At 70.7% G+C, this 16,985-nt stretch carries 13 protein-coding genes; 3 read left to right on the top strand and 10 right to left on the bottom strand.

What is annotated here, in order from left to right; translation table 11 throughout:
• Positions 1–140: 140 nt before the first annotated feature.
• On the top strand, positions 141–3,845 hold the full coding sequence (locus OCJ37_RS01040; RefSeq protein WP_263111814.1) for an indolepyruvate ferredoxin oxidoreductase family protein: 3,705 nt from the start codon (positions 141–143) through the stop codon (positions 3,843–3,845).
• A gap of 253 nt (positions 3,846–4,098) precedes the next feature.
• Here OCJ37_RS01040 and OCJ37_RS01035 read toward each other — a convergent pair whose 3' ends face one another.
• The 5 genes from OCJ37_RS01035 to OCJ37_RS01015 all read right to left on the bottom strand — a co-directional run bounded on the left by OCJ37_RS01035 (position 4,099) and on the right by OCJ37_RS01015 (position 8,929).
• On the bottom strand, positions 4,099–4,881 hold the full coding sequence (locus OCJ37_RS01035; RefSeq protein ID WP_263111812.1) for a hypothetical protein: 783 nt from the start codon (positions 4,879–4,881) through the stop codon (positions 4,099–4,101).
• Positions 4,882–5,059: 178 nt separating this feature from the next.
• On the bottom strand, positions 5,060–5,662 hold the full coding sequence (locus tag OCJ37_RS01030; RefSeq protein WP_263111811.1) for a DUF938 domain-containing protein: 603 nt from the start codon (positions 5,660–5,662) through the stop codon (positions 5,060–5,062).
• A gap of 70 nt (positions 5,663–5,732) precedes the next feature.
• Positions 5,733–6,608 carry an NYN domain-containing protein gene (locus tag OCJ37_RS01025; protein WP_263111810.1) on the bottom strand — a complete coding sequence of 292 codons (876 nt, stop codon included), beginning with the start codon at positions 6,606–6,608 and terminating at the stop codon, positions 5,733–5,735.
• Between the two features lie 238 nt (positions 6,609–6,846).
• Positions 6,847–7,962: an alpha/beta hydrolase gene (locus OCJ37_RS01020; RefSeq protein WP_263113539.1), complete on the bottom strand. Its 1,116-nt coding sequence runs from the start codon at positions 7,960–7,962 to the stop codon at positions 6,847–6,849.
• Between the two features lie 136 nt (positions 7,963–8,098).
• Complete coding sequence (locus OCJ37_RS01015; RefSeq protein WP_263111809.1) at positions 8,099–8,929, bottom strand: SDR family oxidoreductase; 831 nt, start codon at positions 8,927–8,929, stop codon at positions 8,099–8,101.
• 112 nt (positions 8,930–9,041) lie between these two features.
• On the opposite strand from OCJ37_RS01015, the gene OCJ37_RS01010 reads away from it, so the two are divergent.
• Entirely contained in the window at positions 9,042–9,935 is an 894-nt protein-coding gene (locus tag OCJ37_RS01010) for a LysR family transcriptional regulator (RefSeq protein WP_263111807.1), read from the top strand.
• Between the two features lie 112 nt (positions 9,936–10,047).
• Here the strand turns inward: OCJ37_RS01010 and OCJ37_RS01005 are convergent, their stop codons facing one another.
• The 4 genes from OCJ37_RS01005 to OCJ37_RS00990 all read right to left on the bottom strand — a co-directional run bounded on the left by OCJ37_RS01005 (position 10,048) and on the right by OCJ37_RS00990 (position 14,665).
• Positions 10,048–10,863: an EcsC family protein gene (locus OCJ37_RS01005; RefSeq protein WP_263111806.1), complete on the bottom strand. Its 816-nt coding sequence runs from the start codon at positions 10,861–10,863 to the stop codon at positions 10,048–10,050.
• A 296-nt stretch (positions 10,864–11,159) separates the two neighbouring features.
• Positions 11,160–12,059, bottom strand: coding sequence for a DUF4424 family protein (locus OCJ37_RS01000; RefSeq protein WP_263111805.1), 900 nt, complete (start codon positions 12,057–12,059; stop codon positions 11,160–11,162).
• 199 nt (positions 12,060–12,258) lie between these two features.
• Positions 12,259–13,848, bottom strand: coding sequence for a peptidoglycan-binding domain-containing protein (locus OCJ37_RS00995; RefSeq protein WP_263111804.1), 1,590 nt, complete (start codon positions 13,846–13,848; stop codon positions 12,259–12,261).
• An 82-nt stretch (positions 13,849–13,930) separates the two neighbouring features.
• A complete protein-coding gene (locus tag OCJ37_RS00990; protein ID WP_263111803.1) occupies positions 13,931–14,665 on the bottom strand; it encodes a hypothetical protein in 735 nt (244 codons plus the stop codon).
• Positions 14,666–14,935: 270 nt separating this feature from the next.
• Between OCJ37_RS00990 and OCJ37_RS00985 the strand changes: the two genes are divergently transcribed.
• Positions 14,936–15,487 (top strand): lysozyme inhibitor LprI family protein, encoded by a 552-nt coding sequence (locus OCJ37_RS00985; protein WP_263111801.1) that lies wholly within the window; start codon positions 14,936–14,938, stop codon positions 15,485–15,487.
• Between the two features lie 511 nt (positions 15,488–15,998).
• Here OCJ37_RS00985 and OCJ37_RS00980 read toward each other — a convergent pair.
• The gene (locus OCJ37_RS00980) at positions 15,999–16,892 is read right to left on the bottom strand and encodes an SDR family oxidoreductase (RefSeq protein WP_263111800.1); all 894 of its coding nucleotides are present in this window, start codon (positions 16,890–16,892) and stop codon (positions 15,999–16,001) included.
• Positions 16,893–16,985: the final 93 nt, after the last annotated feature.

Raw genomic sequence — 16,985 nt, 5'->3', positions numbered from 1 at the left:
GGTGGTCCCCTCCCCCAACCGCATCCTAACCGCGTCGGCGGCCGGGGGCGAGAGGCGGGCGCACAAAAGGCCGCTGATACAATCGGCCGATCGTGCGTGGCCTGCCGCGCACGCGCCAGCCTTCCATCTCCGGGCAAGCCATGAACCGCATCGCCGATCCGCGTCCGCCGTCCTCCCTCGCCGTGCCGGCCACCGGCGTGGACGCCGGCTACACCCTGGAGGACAAGTACACCCGCACCGACGGCCGCATCTACCTGTCCGGCGTGCAGGCGCTGGTGCGCCTGCCGCTGATGCAGCAGCTGCGCGACCGCGCCGCCGGGCTCAACACCGGCGGCTTCGTCAGCGGCTACCGCGGCAGCCCGCTGGGCGGCTTCGACCTGGAGCTGTGGCGCGCGCGCAAGCACCTGGACGCAGCCAACGTGAAGTTCCAGCCCGGCCTCAACGAGGACCTGGGCGCGACCATGGTGTGGGGCACGCAGCAGACCAACCTGTTCCCCGGCGCGCGCGTGGATGGCGTGTACGCGATGTGGTACGGCAAGGGGCCGGGCGTGGACCGCTGCGGCGACGTGTTCAAGCACGGCAACGCCGCCGGCACCTCGCGCCACGGCGGCGTGCTGGCGCCGGCCGCCGACGACCACGCCTGCCGCAGTTCGACCCTGCCGCACGGCTCGGAAGAGGAATTCGTCAGCGCGATGATGCCGGTGCTCAATCCGGCCGGGGTGCAGGACATCCTCGACCTGGGCCTGGTCGGCTGGGCGATGAGCCGCTACACCGGGCGCTGGATCGGCTTCAAGACCATCGCCGAGACGGTGGAGTCCTCGGCCTCGGTGCAGGTGGATCCGTTCGCGCGGCGGATCGTGCTGCCGGAGGATTTCGAGCTGCCGCCGGGCGGTCTCAACATCCGCTGGCCGGATCCGCCGCTGGACCAGGAAATGCGCCTGCATCGCTATGCGGTGCGCGCCGCGCAGGCCTTCGCCCGCGCCAACGGCGTGGACCGCACGGTGCTGGATTCGCCGCATGCGCGGCTGGGCATCGTCACCACCGGCAAGAGCTACCTGGACGTGCTGCAGGCGCTGGAATACCTGGGCCTGGACGAGCGCGCCTGCCGCGACATCGGCATCCGCGTGTACAAGGTCGGCATGACCTGGCCGCTGGAGCCGCTGGGCATCGCCGCGTTCGCGCAGGGCCTGGACGACATCGTGGTGGTGGAGGAGAAAAAGGCCTTCATCGAGCGGCAGATGAAGGAGCAGTTCTACAACTGGCCGGCCAGCGCCGGCCCGCGCCCGAGCATCGTCGGCAAGTACGACGAGGCCGGCGAGTGGATCCTGCCGTCCACCGGCGAGCTGACGCCGGCGACCATCGCCGGGGTGATCGGCAAGCGCATCCAGCGTTTCTTCGACACCGAGTCGATCGAGCAGCGGCTGCGCTGGATGGAGGCCAAGGAAGCGGAAATGGCCCTGCCGCGCGCCAATTTCCCGCGCGTGCCGCACTACTGCTCCGGTTGCCCGCACAACACCTCCACCGTGGTGCCGGAGGGCTCGCGCGCGCTCGGCGGGATCGGCTGCCACTACATGGTGACGTGGATGGACCGGTCCACCGACACCTTCACCCACATGGGCGGCGAAGGCGTGACCTGGGCCGGGCAGGCGCCGTTCACCGACACCCCGCACGTGTTCCAGAACCTGGGCGACGGCACCTACTTCCACAGCGGCTCGCTGGCGATCCGCCAGTCGATCGCCGCCGGCGTCAACATCACCTACAAGATCCTCTACAACGACGCGGTGGCGATGACCGGCGGGCAGCCGGTGGACGGCACCCTGAGCGTGCCCGACATCGCCCGGCAGATGCGCGCCGAGGGCGTGCACACCATCGCCCTGGTCAGCGACGACATCGGCAAGTGGACGCGGCGCCGCGAGCAGTTCCCCAGCGACGTGGAATTCCACGACCGCAGCGAGCTCGACGCGGTGCAGAAGCGCCTGCGCGAGGTCAAGGGCACCAGCATCCTGATCTACGACCAGACCTGCGCCACCGAGAAGCGGCGCCGGCGCAAGCGCGGCAAGCTGCCCGATCCGGCCAAGCGCGTGCTGGTCAACTCGCTGGTCTGCGAAGGCTGCGGCGACTGCGGCGAGAAGAGCTTCTGCGTGTCGGTGCTGCCGAAGGAGACCGAGTTCGGGCGCAAGCGGCAGATCGACCAGTCCGGCTGCAACAAGGACTATTCCTGCGTTTCCGGCTTCTGCCCCAGCTTCGTCACCGTGCATGGCGGGCAGCTGCGCAAGGGCCGCAAGGCCGACGCGGCCGCGCTGTTGCAGGACCTGCCGGCACCGACCTTCCGCAGCGACCTGGCGCAGCCCTGGAACATCCTGATCACCGGCGTCGGCGGCACCGGCGTGGTCACCATCGGCGCGCTGCTGGGCATGGCCGGGCACCTGGAAGGCAAGGGCGCCAGCGTGCTCGACCAGACCGGCCTGGCGCAGAAGGGCGGCGCGGTCACCACCCACATCCGCCTGGCGCGCCAGCCCGAGGACCTGCACGCGGTGCGCATCGCCGCCGGCGAGGCCGACCTGGTGCTGGGCTGCGACATGGTGGTGGTCAACGACTACTGGGCGCTGTCCAAGGTGCGCGGCGACCGCTCGCAGGTGGTGCTCAACACCTACGAAGCCATGCCTGGCACCTTCACCACGCATCCGGACATGCAGTTCCCCGCCGCCGACATCGTCGCCGGCGTCAGGCTGGCCCTGGGCGGGCGCGAGCCGCTGCTGCTCGACGCCACGCAACTGGCCACCGCGCTGCTCGGCGACGCCATCGCCAGCAACCTGTTCATGCTCGGCTATGCCTGGCAGCAGGGGCTGGTGCCGCTGTCGCATGAAGCGCTGATGCGCGCGATCGAACTCAACGGCGCCGCGGTGGCGATGAACCAGCAGGCCTTCGCCTGGGGCCGGTTGGCGGCGCTGGACCTGGCCGCGGTGCGCCAGGCGGCGGGCATGGCCGGCGGCGCCGCGGCCGGGGCCGAACCGGCCGTGCAGCGCTTGCAGCAGCTGCCGCCGGGCGAATGGGAAGGCCACGAGGCCGGTGCCAGCGCCGCGCCGCGCAATCCGCACAACGCCCGCCAGGCGCGCGACCTGCCGGCCGCCGCCGATGCCGCCGACAGCGGCCACGCGCCGCTGGACGACACCCGCCTGTCGCGCTCCTTGCACGAGTTGGTCGCGCGCCGCCGCGCGTTCCTGGTCGACTACCAGGATGCCGCCTACGCCGCGCGCTACGCCGCGCTGGTGGAACGCGTGCGCGACGCCGAACAGCGCGTCGCGCCAGGTTCGACCGCGCTGACCGAGGCGGTGGCGCGCTACGCCTTCAAGCTGATGGCGTACAAGGACGAATACGAAGTGGCGCGGCTGTACACCAGCGGCGATTTCCAGCGCCAGCTGCAGCAGCAGTTCGACGGCGCGTATTCGTTGCGCTTCCACCTGGCACCGCCGCTGCTGGCCAGGAAGGACGCGCAGGGCCGCGCGCTCAAGCGCGAGTACGGGCCGTGGATGTTCACCGCGTTCAAGTGGCTGGCCAGGCTGCGCGTGCTGCGCGGCGGCATGTTCGACATCTTCGGCTACAGCGCCGAACGCCGCGGCGAGCGGCAACTGATCGCCGACTACGAACGCACCGTGGGCGAACTGCTGGAGCGGCTGGCGGCGGACAACCTGGCGCTGGCGGTACAGATCGCCAGCGTGCCGGAACACATCCGCGGCTACGGCCACGTCAAGGAGGCGCACCTGCACGAGGCCAAGCAGCGCGAAGCGCGGCTGCTGGCGACCTGGCGCAATCCCAAGGCGCTGCATATCGTGCAGGCGGCTTGACGCGCGCTCTGGTAGGAGCGGCTTCAGCCGCGACCTGCCCTGCGCGGCGCGGCCAACGTCGCCGAAGGACGGAAAGCGGTCGCGGCTGAAGCCGCTCCTACAGTGAACCGGACCGAGCATTCGGTTCGCCACAAAAAAAGCTGCCGGCATGCATGCCGGCAGCGTTGTGGAACGCGGCGAAGAGCGTCGAGCGAAGCAGGCGCGCGATGTCCGGCTACGCCCGCTCGATTCGAATGCTCAACTCAGCAGGCGGTCAGACCCGTGGATCCTGCGGCGTGCCGCGATCGGAACCGGGGTAGCGGTCCGAATGGAAGGCCTCGCGCACGGCCGCCTTGGCCTGCGCCCAGGTCAGCCGCGAGCGGTCCTTGGCACGCTCCCAGCCGCTTTCCAGGTCCGTTTCCAGGCGGTCGTCCCAGTCGCGGTCGCGGTAGCGGCTGCGCGCCTGGACGCCGTAGCGGTAGGCCGGGCGGTAGTCGTCGTAGCCGGCATCGGCATCGCGATAGTCGACGCTGTCGAAGCGTTCGGCGTAGTAGCGGTCGGTGTCTTCGTAGGTGCGGTAGGTGGTGTCGGCGCGCTGCCAGGAATCGCGCGCGGCCAGCCGTGCGTCCTCCCATTCCAGGCGCGACTCGCCGCGGCGCGTGCCCCAGTCGCGCGACAGCTCGGGTTCGGTCTCTTCCCAGCTGCGGCTCGGATACTGCTCGCGCGCCTGCAGGCCGAAGCCGTACGCGGCCGCGTAGTCGCGATCGTAGTCGTAGTCGGATTTGACGTAGTCGCGATTGCGGTATTCCTCGCGCCAGTATTCCGCTTCGCCGGTCGGGTCGATGCGTTCGGCCACGCCCTTGCCCGCCGCCGCGCCGGCGACCACACCAACCGCCGCGCCGATCAGCGTACCGAGCGGCCCGAACACGGTGCCGGCCAGCGCGCCGGCGGCGACGCCGCCCGCGGTGCCGCCGATGCCGACGCCGACCGGGTGCGAGCCCGGCGTACCGGAGATGGGGTCGCGATTGAGATCGCGGCTTTCGTTGTTGCTGCTCATGGCGTCGCTCCGCTGTGAAAAGGGGTCACCGGCCATGCACTGGCCCGTGGCGATCCACAGTGGCAAGCGCGCGGTTAATCCTTCGTGCCACCGGAGTGAGCGTGCGATGACGCGCCGAGAGCTGCGCCGTCACGTGGTCGCAACGAAGCGGCCAACACCCGCCGATGCAATCGCGCGATCAGCCGCGGCGCCACACCAGGCAGCGGTTGTTGGCCGGCATCGCCACGTCTTCCTGCAGCGCCAGGCCTTGCGCCTGCGCCAATGCGGCGACCGCCTCGGCGTGGCGGATGCCGCTTGCCGCATCGCGGGCCTTCAACCAGGCATCGAACTCGCGGTTGCTGTCGCTGCTGAACGTGCCGCCGTAGTTGAACGGCCCGTATACGGCGAGCGTGCCGCGCTCGCTGTCGGTCAGCAGCCTGCCGACGCCGGCGAAGAACGCCTGTACCGCGGGCCAGCCCATGATGTGCAGCGTGTTGGCGGTGAACACCGCGTCGTAGCCGGCGGCCGGCCACGGCCCGGCCTGTACGTCCAGCGCCAGCGCCGGCGGCGTGTTCGGCAATGCCGCCGCGGCCAGCCATTGCGCGATGCCGGGCAGGTGCTCGGGACGCTCGCTGCATTGCCAGACCAACTGCGGCAGCGCGGCGGCGAAGTGGACCGCATGCTGGCCGGTGCCGCTGCCGATCTCCAGCACGTGGCGGCGGTCGGCGAAGTGCCGCCGCAGCACCTGCAGGATCGGCTCGCGGTTGCGGTCGCAGGAAGGCGCGTAAGGTCTATCGGTCATCGCCTCTTCTCCGGCCTGGCCGCTGCGACGGTAGCGCACGCGGCCGTGCCGCATACAGCGGCTGCGCGGCTCAATTGCGCGAACGCACGAAGATGCGCTTGCCGCCGCCCTCGTTGCCGCGCTCCTCGATCTCGAACTGCGCCGACAGCCGGCGCAGCAGGTCGCTGAGCTTCTTGTGCCCGTACAGGCGCGGGTCGAAATCCGGGCGCACCTTGTTGAGGTAGCTGCCGACGCTGCCCAGCCCGGCCCAGCCCTGGTCGTCGGACGCCTCTTCGATCGCCTGGCGCAGCAGCTTCAGCGGCGCCGCCAGCGGCGCGGCCTTGGCGTCGGCGGGCGCGACGGGCGTCGCCGCGGCGGTGGCCGGTACCGTCGCGGCCTCGGGCTTGGCGGCTTGCGCCTGCGCAGCCTGCGGCGCCTTGCGCCCCTTGCCCGCCGGCTTGGCCGCCGCGGCCGCCGGCTTCGACGGCTCGGCGCTGGCCGCCTCGCTGCGCAGCACTTCGGTGTAGATGAACTTGTCGCAGGCCTGCACGAACGCGTCCGGGGTCTTGCGCTCGCCGAAGCCGTACACGGTCGGGCCTTCCTCGCGCAGGCGCTGCGCCAGGCGGGTGAAGTCGCTGTCGCTGGAGACCAGGCAGAAGCCGTCGAAGCGGCCGGTGTACAGCAGGTCCATCGCGTCGATGATCAGCGAGCTGTCGGTGGCGTTCTTGCCGCTGGTGTAGGCGAACTGCTGCACCGGGCTGATCGAGTGCTTCAGCAGCGCCTGCTTCCACTGGGTCATGCGCGTACTGGTGAAGTCGCCGTAGATGCGCTTGACGCTGGCCACGCCGTACTTGGCCACTTCGGCCAGCAATCCTTCGATCACCGACGGTTGCGCGTTGTCGGCATCGATCAGCACGGCCAGGCGCGGCTGGTCGTCGTCGGAGTCGGATCTGGAACGGGTTTTCATGGCGGGGACCTGCATGGCGGCGAAAGCGGCGGCGGGAGCGCGCGCGGTTGGCGCGGCGGCGCCGGTCGCCACTGTGCCACCTTCGGACCGTCGGCGGCCAGTCTTGGTGGGCGGCGGCAACGATGCGAAGGCATTGCATCGCCGCCGGCCGCCGATACCTTGCGCGCGACCGCGCCCGAGCGCGGCCGGGAAGTTCATCGTCGCGCCGCGCCAGCGGCCAGGCGCCCGGCATCGCCGCTCAAGGCGTGGCGACCGGCGCCTGCGGCAGATCCAGGTGCTTGCGGAAGAAGCGCGCGATCACCCGCAAGGCCTGCTGGGTTTCGGGCAGCGCGTCGTTGAGATGAAACGCATGGCCCATGCCATCCCACACGTGCAGGTCGGCCTCGCGGCCCAGGTCGACCAGGCGCGAATGGGTGTAGGCGACGTTGCTCAGCTCGGCCGCGCGCGTGCCGGTGATGAACAGCAGCGGCGGAAACTGCGCCAGCACCGCGTCGGAAAACACCGGCGACACCAAGGGGTCGTGGAAATCCACGCCGGGGCCGTAGTACAGGTCCTCCATGATCGGCAGCGCGCCCTGCGCATCGGGCAGCGGCGCATCGTTCACCGCCGCCACCACGTAGCGCGAATCGCCGCGGTAGCGCGCATCGCCGCCGGCGCAGAACATGCCCGCCGCGGCCGGCATCGGCAGCTTTTCCCTGGCGAACCAGGCCAGCGATTCGCCGGTCAGCACGCCGCCGGCCGAGCAGCCGAACAGGCCGATATGCTCGGGCGCGTAGCGCTTGAGCGCTTCGCGGTACACCTTGGCCACGTCCTCGCTGGCGGCCGGGAACCGGTGTTCCGGCCCCTGCCGGTAGTCGACGCTGAGCACGGTGACGCCGGTCATCGCCGCCACCGGGATCGCCTCCATCATGCCGAACGAGGCCGCGCTGCCCATCACGAACGCGCCGCCGTGCAGTTCGATCAGCAACCGCTGGCGCTGCGCCGGCGACGCATCGCGCGGCTGCACCAAGGTCACCGGCACGCCGTTCCAGGTCGCGGTGCTGATCGTCACCCCGTAGCGCTCGCGCAGCGGTTCCACCACGCCCCTGGCCCAGGCCTCGGTCTCGGCGCGGATGCGCGGCAGTTCGCGCGCCAGCGTGGCGTTGTCCATCTTCGCCAGCGGATCGCCGCGGGCCATGTCCTCGCGCGCCGCCGCCTGCGCCTCGGCGCTCAGGAACGGCGACAGCGGCAGATCGAAGGCCGGCATGTGCCGCACGCCATCGTGCGCCGGGGCATCGGCTGCGAGCGCGCCCGGCGCCGCAAGGCTCGCCAGCAGCGCAAGCGCTGCCGCCTTCGTCTTCCACACGTTTCCCATCACGTCCATGCTCTCCCCAGGCAATCGAGCGCAGAGGATACCGGCGCCGCGTGCGTGCGGCTTTGCGCGATCCGGGCAACCGCGGCGCCGGCAACGTGCCGGGCATCGCGACGCCGCGCTCAGCGCAGGCCGCGCCTCATGCCGCATCCATTTCGGTGGAGAGCGCGATCGCCCGCTGCGCGTCCAGTTCGGCCAGGCGCTGCTGCAGCGCCGTGCGCACCTGCGCATACGCCTGCGCGCCGAGCAGCAGACGCCGCGGCGCCGGGGAGACATCGAGCGAAGCGAGCATCTCGCGCACCATCTTGTGCGCGTCGCCGAGCACGAAGCGGCCTTCGTCCAGCGCGCGGCGCAGCGCATCGACCGGCGTGCCCGCATAGGTCGCGCTGGGCGCGGTGCGGTCCAGACCGCGGCCGAAGTCGGTCGCCGCCGGGCCGGGCTCGACCAGGGTGAAGGCGATGCCGAACGGGGCCACCTCCTGCGCCACCGCCTCGACGAAGCCCTCGATGCCCCACTTGCTGGCGTGGTACAGGCTGAACCCCGGATAGGCGATCTGCCCGCCTTCCGACGACACCTGCACGATGCGACCGCCGCCCTGCGCGCGCAGGTGCGGCAGCGCCGCACGGATCAGCTGGATCGAGCCGATCAGGTTGGTGTCCAGCTGCTGGCGCAGTTGCGCGTCGCTGGCTTCCTCGGCGGCGCCGAACACCGCGTAGCCGGCATTGCTGACCACCACGTCGATGCGCCCGAGTTCGGCGAAGGCGCGGCCCACGACGGCGCGCACCGCATCGTCGTCCCTCACGTCCAGCGGCGCCACCCACAGGCGCTGGCCGTATTCGGCCTTCAGGTCGTCCAGCGCCTCGGGCCGGCGCAGCGTGGCGGCGACGCGGTCGCCGCGCGCCAGCAGTTGCTCGGTCAGCAGGCGGCCGAAGCCGGACGAGGTCCCGGTGATGAAATGCGTGCGGTTCATGGGCTTGCCCTCTCGCAAAAGCCACGGAAAGCGTGGCGGTCGGGATCAGGCTAGGCCTGGCGCACCGCTGTTACTATCCGTCCAATCCCGCATGCGGCAGTGAAAATTTCCCATGAATCAGCGGCCCGCCCTGACCGATCTCAGTGCCTTCGCCGCGATCGTGGCGCATCGCAGCTTCCGCAAGGCCGCCGACGAGCTGGGGCTGTCGCCCTCCACGCTCAGCCACATGATGCGCACGCTGGAGACGCGCATGGGCGTGCGCCTGCTGCACCGGACCACGCGCAGCGTCGCGCCCACCGAAGCCGGCGCGCGGCTGGCCGCACGGCTGCAACCGCTGCTGCACGAACTGGATCAGGCGCTGGACGACGCCGGCAGCTTCGCCCACGGCCCCAGCGGCACGCTGCGCATCAACGCCAACGAGACCGCCGCGCGCCTGCTGCTGCAGCGCGTGGTGCCGGCCTTCCTGCAGCGCTACCCGGCGATGGCGCTGGACCTGGTCAGCGAGGGCCGCCTGGTCGACATCGTCGCCTCCGGCTTCGACGCCGGCATCCGCCTGGGCGAAGCGTTGCCGCAGGACATGATCGCGGTCCCGTTCGGCGGCCCGCAGCGCTTCATCGCCGCCGCCTCGCCCGCGTACCTCGCGCAGCACCCGCCGCCGCGCACGCCCGACGAACTCGCGCAGCACACCTGCATCGGCTTCCGCCTGCCCAGCGGCAAGCCGTATCGGTGGGAGTTCGCGCGCCACGGCGAGGAACTGGCGGTGGAGGTCGGCGGCCCGCTCACCCTCGACCACCTCGGGCTGATGGCCGACGCCGCGGTCGCCGGCATGGGCATCGCCTACCTGTCCGAAGTGGCGGTGCAGGCGCAGCTGGACGGCGGCGCGCTGGTGCGGGTGCTCGACGAATGGTGCCCGCCGCTGCCGGGACTGTTCCTGTACTACTCCGGCCACCGCCATGTGCCGGCGGGACTGCAGGGCTTCATCGAGGTGCTGCGCGAGCTGGGCTAGCCGGCATCGAAGCGGGGGGCCGTGGCGCATCGCCGGCACCCGTCGCCGCGATCGGAGCGCCGCCAGCCCGACGCGCGCATCGACCAGGCGCAACGGCCGCCCGGCTGTTCCTTCACTGTGCCGCCGGCAACGCCTCGTAGGCCTGGCGCACCGCGGCCTCGCCATAGCGCCGCTCCAGCCGGCGCACGATGAAGTGGCCGCGCGCCATCGCCTGGAAGTGCGCGATGAACACCGTGTTGAGCAGCGCGCCGCTGGCCGCGCCGACCAGCGGCACCGCCTGCGCCGCCAGCTTCTCGCTGACCGTGATCGAGAACTTCGCCGCGATCCGCGACATCAGCGATACCAGCGCCGGCGCGCCCTTGCTGCCCAGCCCGTGCGCGGCGATGTACTGCGCGGCGGCGCTGAGCTGCTGCGCCATCGCCGTGCGCACCGCGAAGTAGCCCGACTCGCTGCCGTCGTCGCGCGCGCTGCGCCCGCCGTGCGCCAGCACTTCCAGGCAGGCCAGCGTGGTGGCCGGGTCGTCCAGCCGCTCGCCTTCGGCACGCGCGATGTCGGCGATCGAGCGCAGCATCAGCGTGGTGGTCAGCGGCAGTTCCACCAGAAGCCCCGGCAGGCCGAAGAAGCCGCCGGCCGCGCCGGTCGCCGCCACCGCCATGCCGTGCAGGCGCGTCCGCGCCGTGCCCGGCGCCTGCGTGCGCAGGGTCAGCAGCGCCGAGCGCAGGGCGATGCGCAGCGCGCGCTGGCTGACCGCGTCGATGCGCGAGGACAGCGCCTTCGGCAGGCGCTTGCTGAGCAGGTCCTCGATCGGCGCGCCGACGGTATTGGCGATCTTCGCCGCCAGGCCGGGATGTTCGAGCAGCGCGTGCGCCTGGGCCAGGTCGCGGTGGTCGGCGGCATCCATGGCGGGAATGGGGAGAGTGGAGGTCATGGCCAGGAACGGTGGCGTGGGAGCGCACAGCATGCACCGGTCGGCGGCGCGATGCTGTCGAGGGCAGATGACGGAACGCGGACGGACGGCCCCCAGCCTGCGATCTGCTCCGGCGTGCGGGTGCGCGGGCCGAGCACGCCGGTGACGCCGGCCACCGTCGGCAGGGCAGACCGGCGGGATCGCAAAGGCATAGCGCACCCCATGCACGCTGCCGAAGCCGGAGAGGCCGATCGCCTGCAACGTGGGAACGCCGCCAGCGTCGCCATCCGGCGGCGAGCGCCCACGACCGCGCCGCGCTAGCGCAGGAACAGCACGTCCAGATCCTGCGTCGGCACGAAGTCCTTCTGCTCGAACTCGAAGGTCAGCGGATCGGTGCGCTTCAGCTCGCCGTCGAAGCACAGGCTGACGATGTCGGTCGGCGCGCGCTTCTTCAGGGTCAGGTGGAACTCCTGGATCGGCCCCTTCCAGTTGTTGCCGGTCAGCAGGATGTAGCGCAGGTTGCTCCATTCCAGGCCGTACTCGCGCTCGCGGCGGCGCGCGGTGCGCTGCGCGCCGGCATCCAGGCAGGTGTCCTTGGCATAGTCGCGGATCAGGTCGGCGGCCGGCATCGGCACGCCGGTCGCCAGGCTCGGCGCATAACTGTGGCGGATCGACACCGACTTGCCCGCGGCGAAGCGCTGCTGCCAGGTGAAATACTCGCTCAGCGTGAAAAGCGGCTGCCCGTCCGGGTCGAACCAGTCCTTGGGCAGCGCCTTGCGGCCCTTGGGCGTCTTGCCCGAATCGATGTAGGCGGCCAGATCGTCGCTGCTCCAGCCGCTGGCCGCCCACACGCGCGATACGTCGGCGCCGTCGAGCTGCGCCACCAGCTTGCGCTCGGTGCGCACCGGCTTGCCGTCCACCCACAGCTTGAACTCGGTCAGCTCGCTGTGGTCGGCCGGCCCGAAGTACATCGGCGGCATCGGAAACGCGATCGGCACCAGCAGATCGCGCGTGCTGGTGTTGGTGAACACGTAGTCCACCCGCACCAGGTCCTCGCTGATGAACAAGGCCTCCTTGCTCATGCGGATGTCCGGCTGCCGGGTCAGCTGGATGGTGCCGTTGGCGTCGCCGAAGCTGCTGTCGTTGGCATGGGCGGTGGCCGCGAGCAGCGGCGCGAGGGCGAACAGGGCGTGGACCAGCAGGCGTCTTGGTGTCATGGCAAGGCAAGTAGGAAGGGGAGCGAGCACATCAGCCGGGTCGCTGCCGGGCGCGCCATTCTAGGCGTGCGCGCAGGGTCTGCACTGCACCGAATCCACCGGCATGTGGACGCCCTCATGACGGGTAGAGCGGACGAGCCCGCTGCAGACCACGAGGCCGCGGTCTGCGCCCTCGCTGCGCAAACGACGTTCGCGCCGGTCACATCGGAACGCTGCGCGCCTGATTCTGTGCCGGCTCCTGTGCCTGCAATCGCTGCACGTCCGCGTTCAACGTGTCCAGCTGACGCGAACTCTGCTCGACCGACTGCCGCACGGCCTGCGATTGATCGACATAGACACGGCGATGCGCAGGATCCTGCAATCCGCCCTCCACGGCGATGAAGCCGCCATTGTTGCTCGCCACCACGTGGTCCACCTTCTGCAAGCCGCTGACCCGGGCCTCGACCACGATCTGCGCCGCCGCGCGCTCCAGCGCCTCGCGTCCCTGGAACCCGGCGCGATCCCCGAGCGCCTCGAGCTTGCCGACCACACCGGTGTACAGCGCATGCTCCTGGTGCCCTGGATCGGCCATGCTGACCGGTGCGGCCGCTGTCGTGGGAGCGGTGGACTGCGCCGGCGACGTCTGCGTTGCCACGGGTGCGGCGGGCTGCGCAGGCGATTGCGATTGCGGAATCTGCTGCAGCAATCCGCCCAGCTCCAGCGACTGCAGCGTCTCCCGATCGGCGACGCCGGTGGGCGCCAAGCCGGCGGTCTCCTGGTAATGCTTGAGCGCGCGCTGCGTGCCGGAGCCGAAATCGCCATCGACCCCGACCTGCTCGCCGTTGTCGCGCAGCGCCTGCTGCAAGGCGCGCACCGCATCGCCCTTCTCACCATGCTCCAGGCGGCCGTCGCGCAATGCACCGTCGGGCATCGCATGGATGTGCTGGCCCACGCCCAGCGCCGCGAGCATCGCCGCGTCGGCGGTTCCGGTCACCGGCAAGCCCTGGGCCTGTTGATAGGCACGCACGCCTCTTTCGGTGGCCGGCCCGAACTTGCCGTCCGGCGTGCCCACCGCATGGCCCTGTGCCGCCAGCGCTTCCTGCAGCTGACGCACACCCTCGCCCTTCTCGTTGAGCGCCAGCTGCCCGTCCTGCAATGCACCACGGATCAGCACGCTGCGATCGCGCGCCGGGTCCAGCCCCATGCCGGCATCCAGGCGATCCTGGTTGATCGCGATGTCGTTGTAGTAGTCGGCATTGCTGGTGCCGTTGGAATCGGCGACCGAACTGCCCTGCACCACCTGCGCCGCACCGCCGGCACCGGAAATGTGTCGCGCCTTCAAGATGCCGGCGATATGTTCGGGTGTATCGCCCTCGTGCAGCACGCCGGTGCGCATGGCCTGCTGGTAGGCCGCATCGCTGATGGTCTTGAAGGCGCCGTCCTGAAGGTCGGCCGACGCCTTGTACTGCTCCAGGCTCAGGCCGTTGTTCCAGTTTTCCGCGTTGCTCAGGAACCGGGTCATGCCGCCGGACACCGCCCAGTCCCATTCGCGCGTGTAGCCGGAATCCTTCAGCGCCTGCCGATAGCGCTCCTGGTCGACCAGGCCGGCATCGGCCAGCCAGCCGGCGCCGGCCTGGTAGCGGCCCACGTAGCCTTGGCCGTTGGTGATCGCCAGATCGCCGCCATTGCTCTCGGTGTAGACGGTCGATGCCACCAACCGCCTAGTCATGCTGTCGTCGAGACCGGCGATGTTGCCTTGCGTCCACGCACGTGCGGTCGCGATCGAGTTCTCGCTGCGCTTGTCGTCCATTTCGATGCTCCTTGCGATGACCGGCCCCAGGCCGGTGTCGGCGTGTGTTGCAACCTGCGATCGGCGCGGCGATCCGATCGCCTCAGCGATCGCACTGCGCCAGCGTGACGTGGGCGCCGCCGCGCCTGAATTCGAAATCGGTGTAACCCGGCCCGTTCTTGCCGCCATCGACCGTCGAGGCGGTGACCGCCAACGGTCGCTCGGCGCCCTCCAGCGCCACCCAATATTCCATTGCCGCCGATGCGGGCGAGGCGGGACGGTCGTCGCACACGCCATCGCGGCGCACCACCCGGTCGCCGGCACGCAACTGCGCGCGCAAGACCTTGGCGTAGTCGGTGCTCGGATAGAACTTGCGGACCACCACCAGCAAAGCCGTCGTCGCATCGCCGGCGAAGGTCACGCTGGCCTCGCCCGCATTGCCCGTGCGCAGTCCGGCATCCGCTCCCACCTTGCCGTCCGGCAGCGGCGCTTCGCCGAAGCCGGCCAGGGTGGTCTTGCCGCGAACCGCCACCGGATAGATACGCACGCCATCGGCCGGCGCCAGCTCGCCCAGCCCGGGAAGCGCCTTCACCTGCGCCCAGGCGGGGGGTTGCGCGGCGGCCAGCACGACCAGGGCATCGCGCAACGAGGATGCGGTGGCCGGCATGGCCTCGGCCGATGCAGGTGATACCGCCGCGCTTGCCGGCGTAGCCGGCGCAGGATCGGCAGTGGCCGCCGCAGTCGATGTCGCGGCAGGCGCCGCGACGGGATCCTGACCGGGCTGGCAAGCGGCGAGCAGTGCAGTGACCAGCACAAGTGGCAAGAGCTTGACGATCATGACACTCCAGGGACGCGACCGGTGGCGGCGCGCGAACCGATCCATGGCTCCAGGCGGATCGACGTCGCGAAACGAAGCAGCGACCGCAGTATAGCTCCGGCATCGGCTGCGGTCCGTGTTCCGCATCCCTGGCAGAGGGCCGTGTTACCTCGGCAACGTCGTGCAGGTCGCGCCGCCGGATCGGCGCGTATTCCGTATCCTTAGCAAAACATTAACCGCATGCTTGTAAAGCTGCATCCGCACACGCGAACGCGACAAGGGGAAGGACACGTGGGAACCAGGGAAAAGAAGCGCAACTGGCTGCTGTGGATCGTGTTGCTGGCCGCCGCTGCCGCCAGCGCCGAAGCCGGCGCGCAACAGCAGGGACAACAACAGCAGTTGCAACTGCAGCAACAGCAGATGCAACAGCAGCAGCTGATGCAGCAGCAACTGCAGCAACTTCAGCAGTTGCAACGGCAGCAGCCGCCACCGCAGGAGAACTCTGGCGCGCCCAGGGGCCTGTCGGCCACGTACCTGAATTGTCGCAAGCAGGCGCGCGGCGGCGTCGATCAGGAACGCTGCATCGAGCGCGAGCAGACCTTGCAGGACGACCGCCTGGCCCAGGTCTACGACCGGTTGCGCTACGAGCTAGAAGGCAGCGCGCGCGCGCGCTTGATGGACGCGCAGTACGCCTGGGAGCAGGCCAATGCCCAGGCCAGCGACCTGGACAGCTCGCTCTATGGCGGCACCCAGGCCGAGAGCCTGCAACGCGCCGAAGCGGCGCTGTGGCGGACCTGCGCGCGCGCCGACGAGCTGGAGAAGTATCTGGGCGCGGCGCGCTGAACCGACCCGCGCTTGGCAGCGGATCGATCGGCACGGCGACGTCGCTCCTCGAGACCGCGCGTCGAGCTGCCGAATCCTGCGGGGGCGGCTTCAGCCTCGGCATAATCCACCGCGCCGTGCTTCGCCAGGTCTCTTGTCGCGGCTGAAGCCGCTTGTGTCTTCCGCGGGTCGATCGTTGAGGTGGGAGCGGAGTGCGGCAGGCCGCCGCGGGAGTACGTCGGCGATGCGCCGGCGACGGCGCCTACAGCCCTTCCCCTGCTGGCAGGGCAGCGAGATCGCGACCGAGAGCTACCGCGAACACGACGGGACCGCCGGCCACGCCGCCAGCACCTTGGCGGCACCATGCGCCCGGCGCGGAACGTACCGGGGTTCGGCCCGTCCTACATCGCGTTCGAGGAAGCGTTCGGCGGCCACCGCTTCGGCTGCGGCAACGCGCAGCTGGGCGTCAAGGACATGCGGTTCGACCGGACTGCGGCCGACCTCGGCGCGGCGGGACCGCGCCACCTGCAGCTCAGCCCGCGAAATAGCCGGCGCCGTCCAGGTCTTGCAACAGGCCGGGACCACTCGGCTGCCAGCCCAGCTGTTCGCGCGTCCACGCGCTGGAGGTGGGAACGTCCTGGCTGGCGAAGCGCGCCATCCAGCCGAAGTGCGCCGGCGCCGCCTCGGCCGGCACCGACCGCACCGGCACCTGCAAATGCCGCCCGATGGCCGCGGCGATCGCACCGAATGCCACGCCCTCCTCGGCATTGCCGTGGTAGCAGGCACCGGCCTCGCCGCGCTCCAGCGCCAGCCGGTACAGCCGCGCCGCGTCCGTCCGCTGTACCGCCGACCAGCGATTGGCGCCGTCGCCCACGTAGGCGGCCATGCCCGTGTCGCGGGCGATGCCGATCAGCATGGGCACGAAGCCGTGGTCGCCCTCGCCGTGCACCGACGGCGGCAGGCGCAGCACCATCGCCCGCACCCGCTGCGGCAGCAACGCCAGCGCCGCGGTCTCGGAGATCGCGCGTGGCGGCGCGCTCGCCGGATCGGCGCGATCGGCCTCGGTGCCGAGGCGGCCTTGCGGCAATACCGCCGTGCCCGAGGTCACCAGCAACGGACGATCGCTGCCGGCCAGTCCCGCGCCCAGGGCGGCGATCGCCTGCCCGTCGGCCCGGCAGTTGTCCAGGTAATGGGCGAAGTCGTGGATGAAGGCGGTGTGGATCACGCCGTCGGCCGCGGCCGCGCCGCGGCGCAGGCTATCGGCGTCGTCGAGCGCGCCGCGGTGCACCTGCGCGCCGGCTGCGCGCAGCGCCGCGGCCGACGCGTCCGAACGCGCCAGGCCGGTGACCCGGTGGCCGGCATCCAGCAACTCGCGCACCACGGCCGAGCCGACGAAGCCGGTGGCGCCCGTCACGAATACATGCATGCGATTCTCCTTGGATGGAATGCGGTGCATGCTGTCGCAGACCGCCGCGGCGCTGCAGCCGGGGCGCGATACCGGTATAGGCACTAACAGGCA

This window comes from Xanthomonas sp. AM6 (genome assembly GCF_025665335.1).
Lineage (GTDB): Bacteria > Pseudomonadota > Gammaproteobacteria > Xanthomonadales > Xanthomonadaceae > Xanthomonas_A.
Note: the sequence above shows the minus strand (reverse complement) of the source record. Positions and strands in the feature narration are given on the sequence as shown.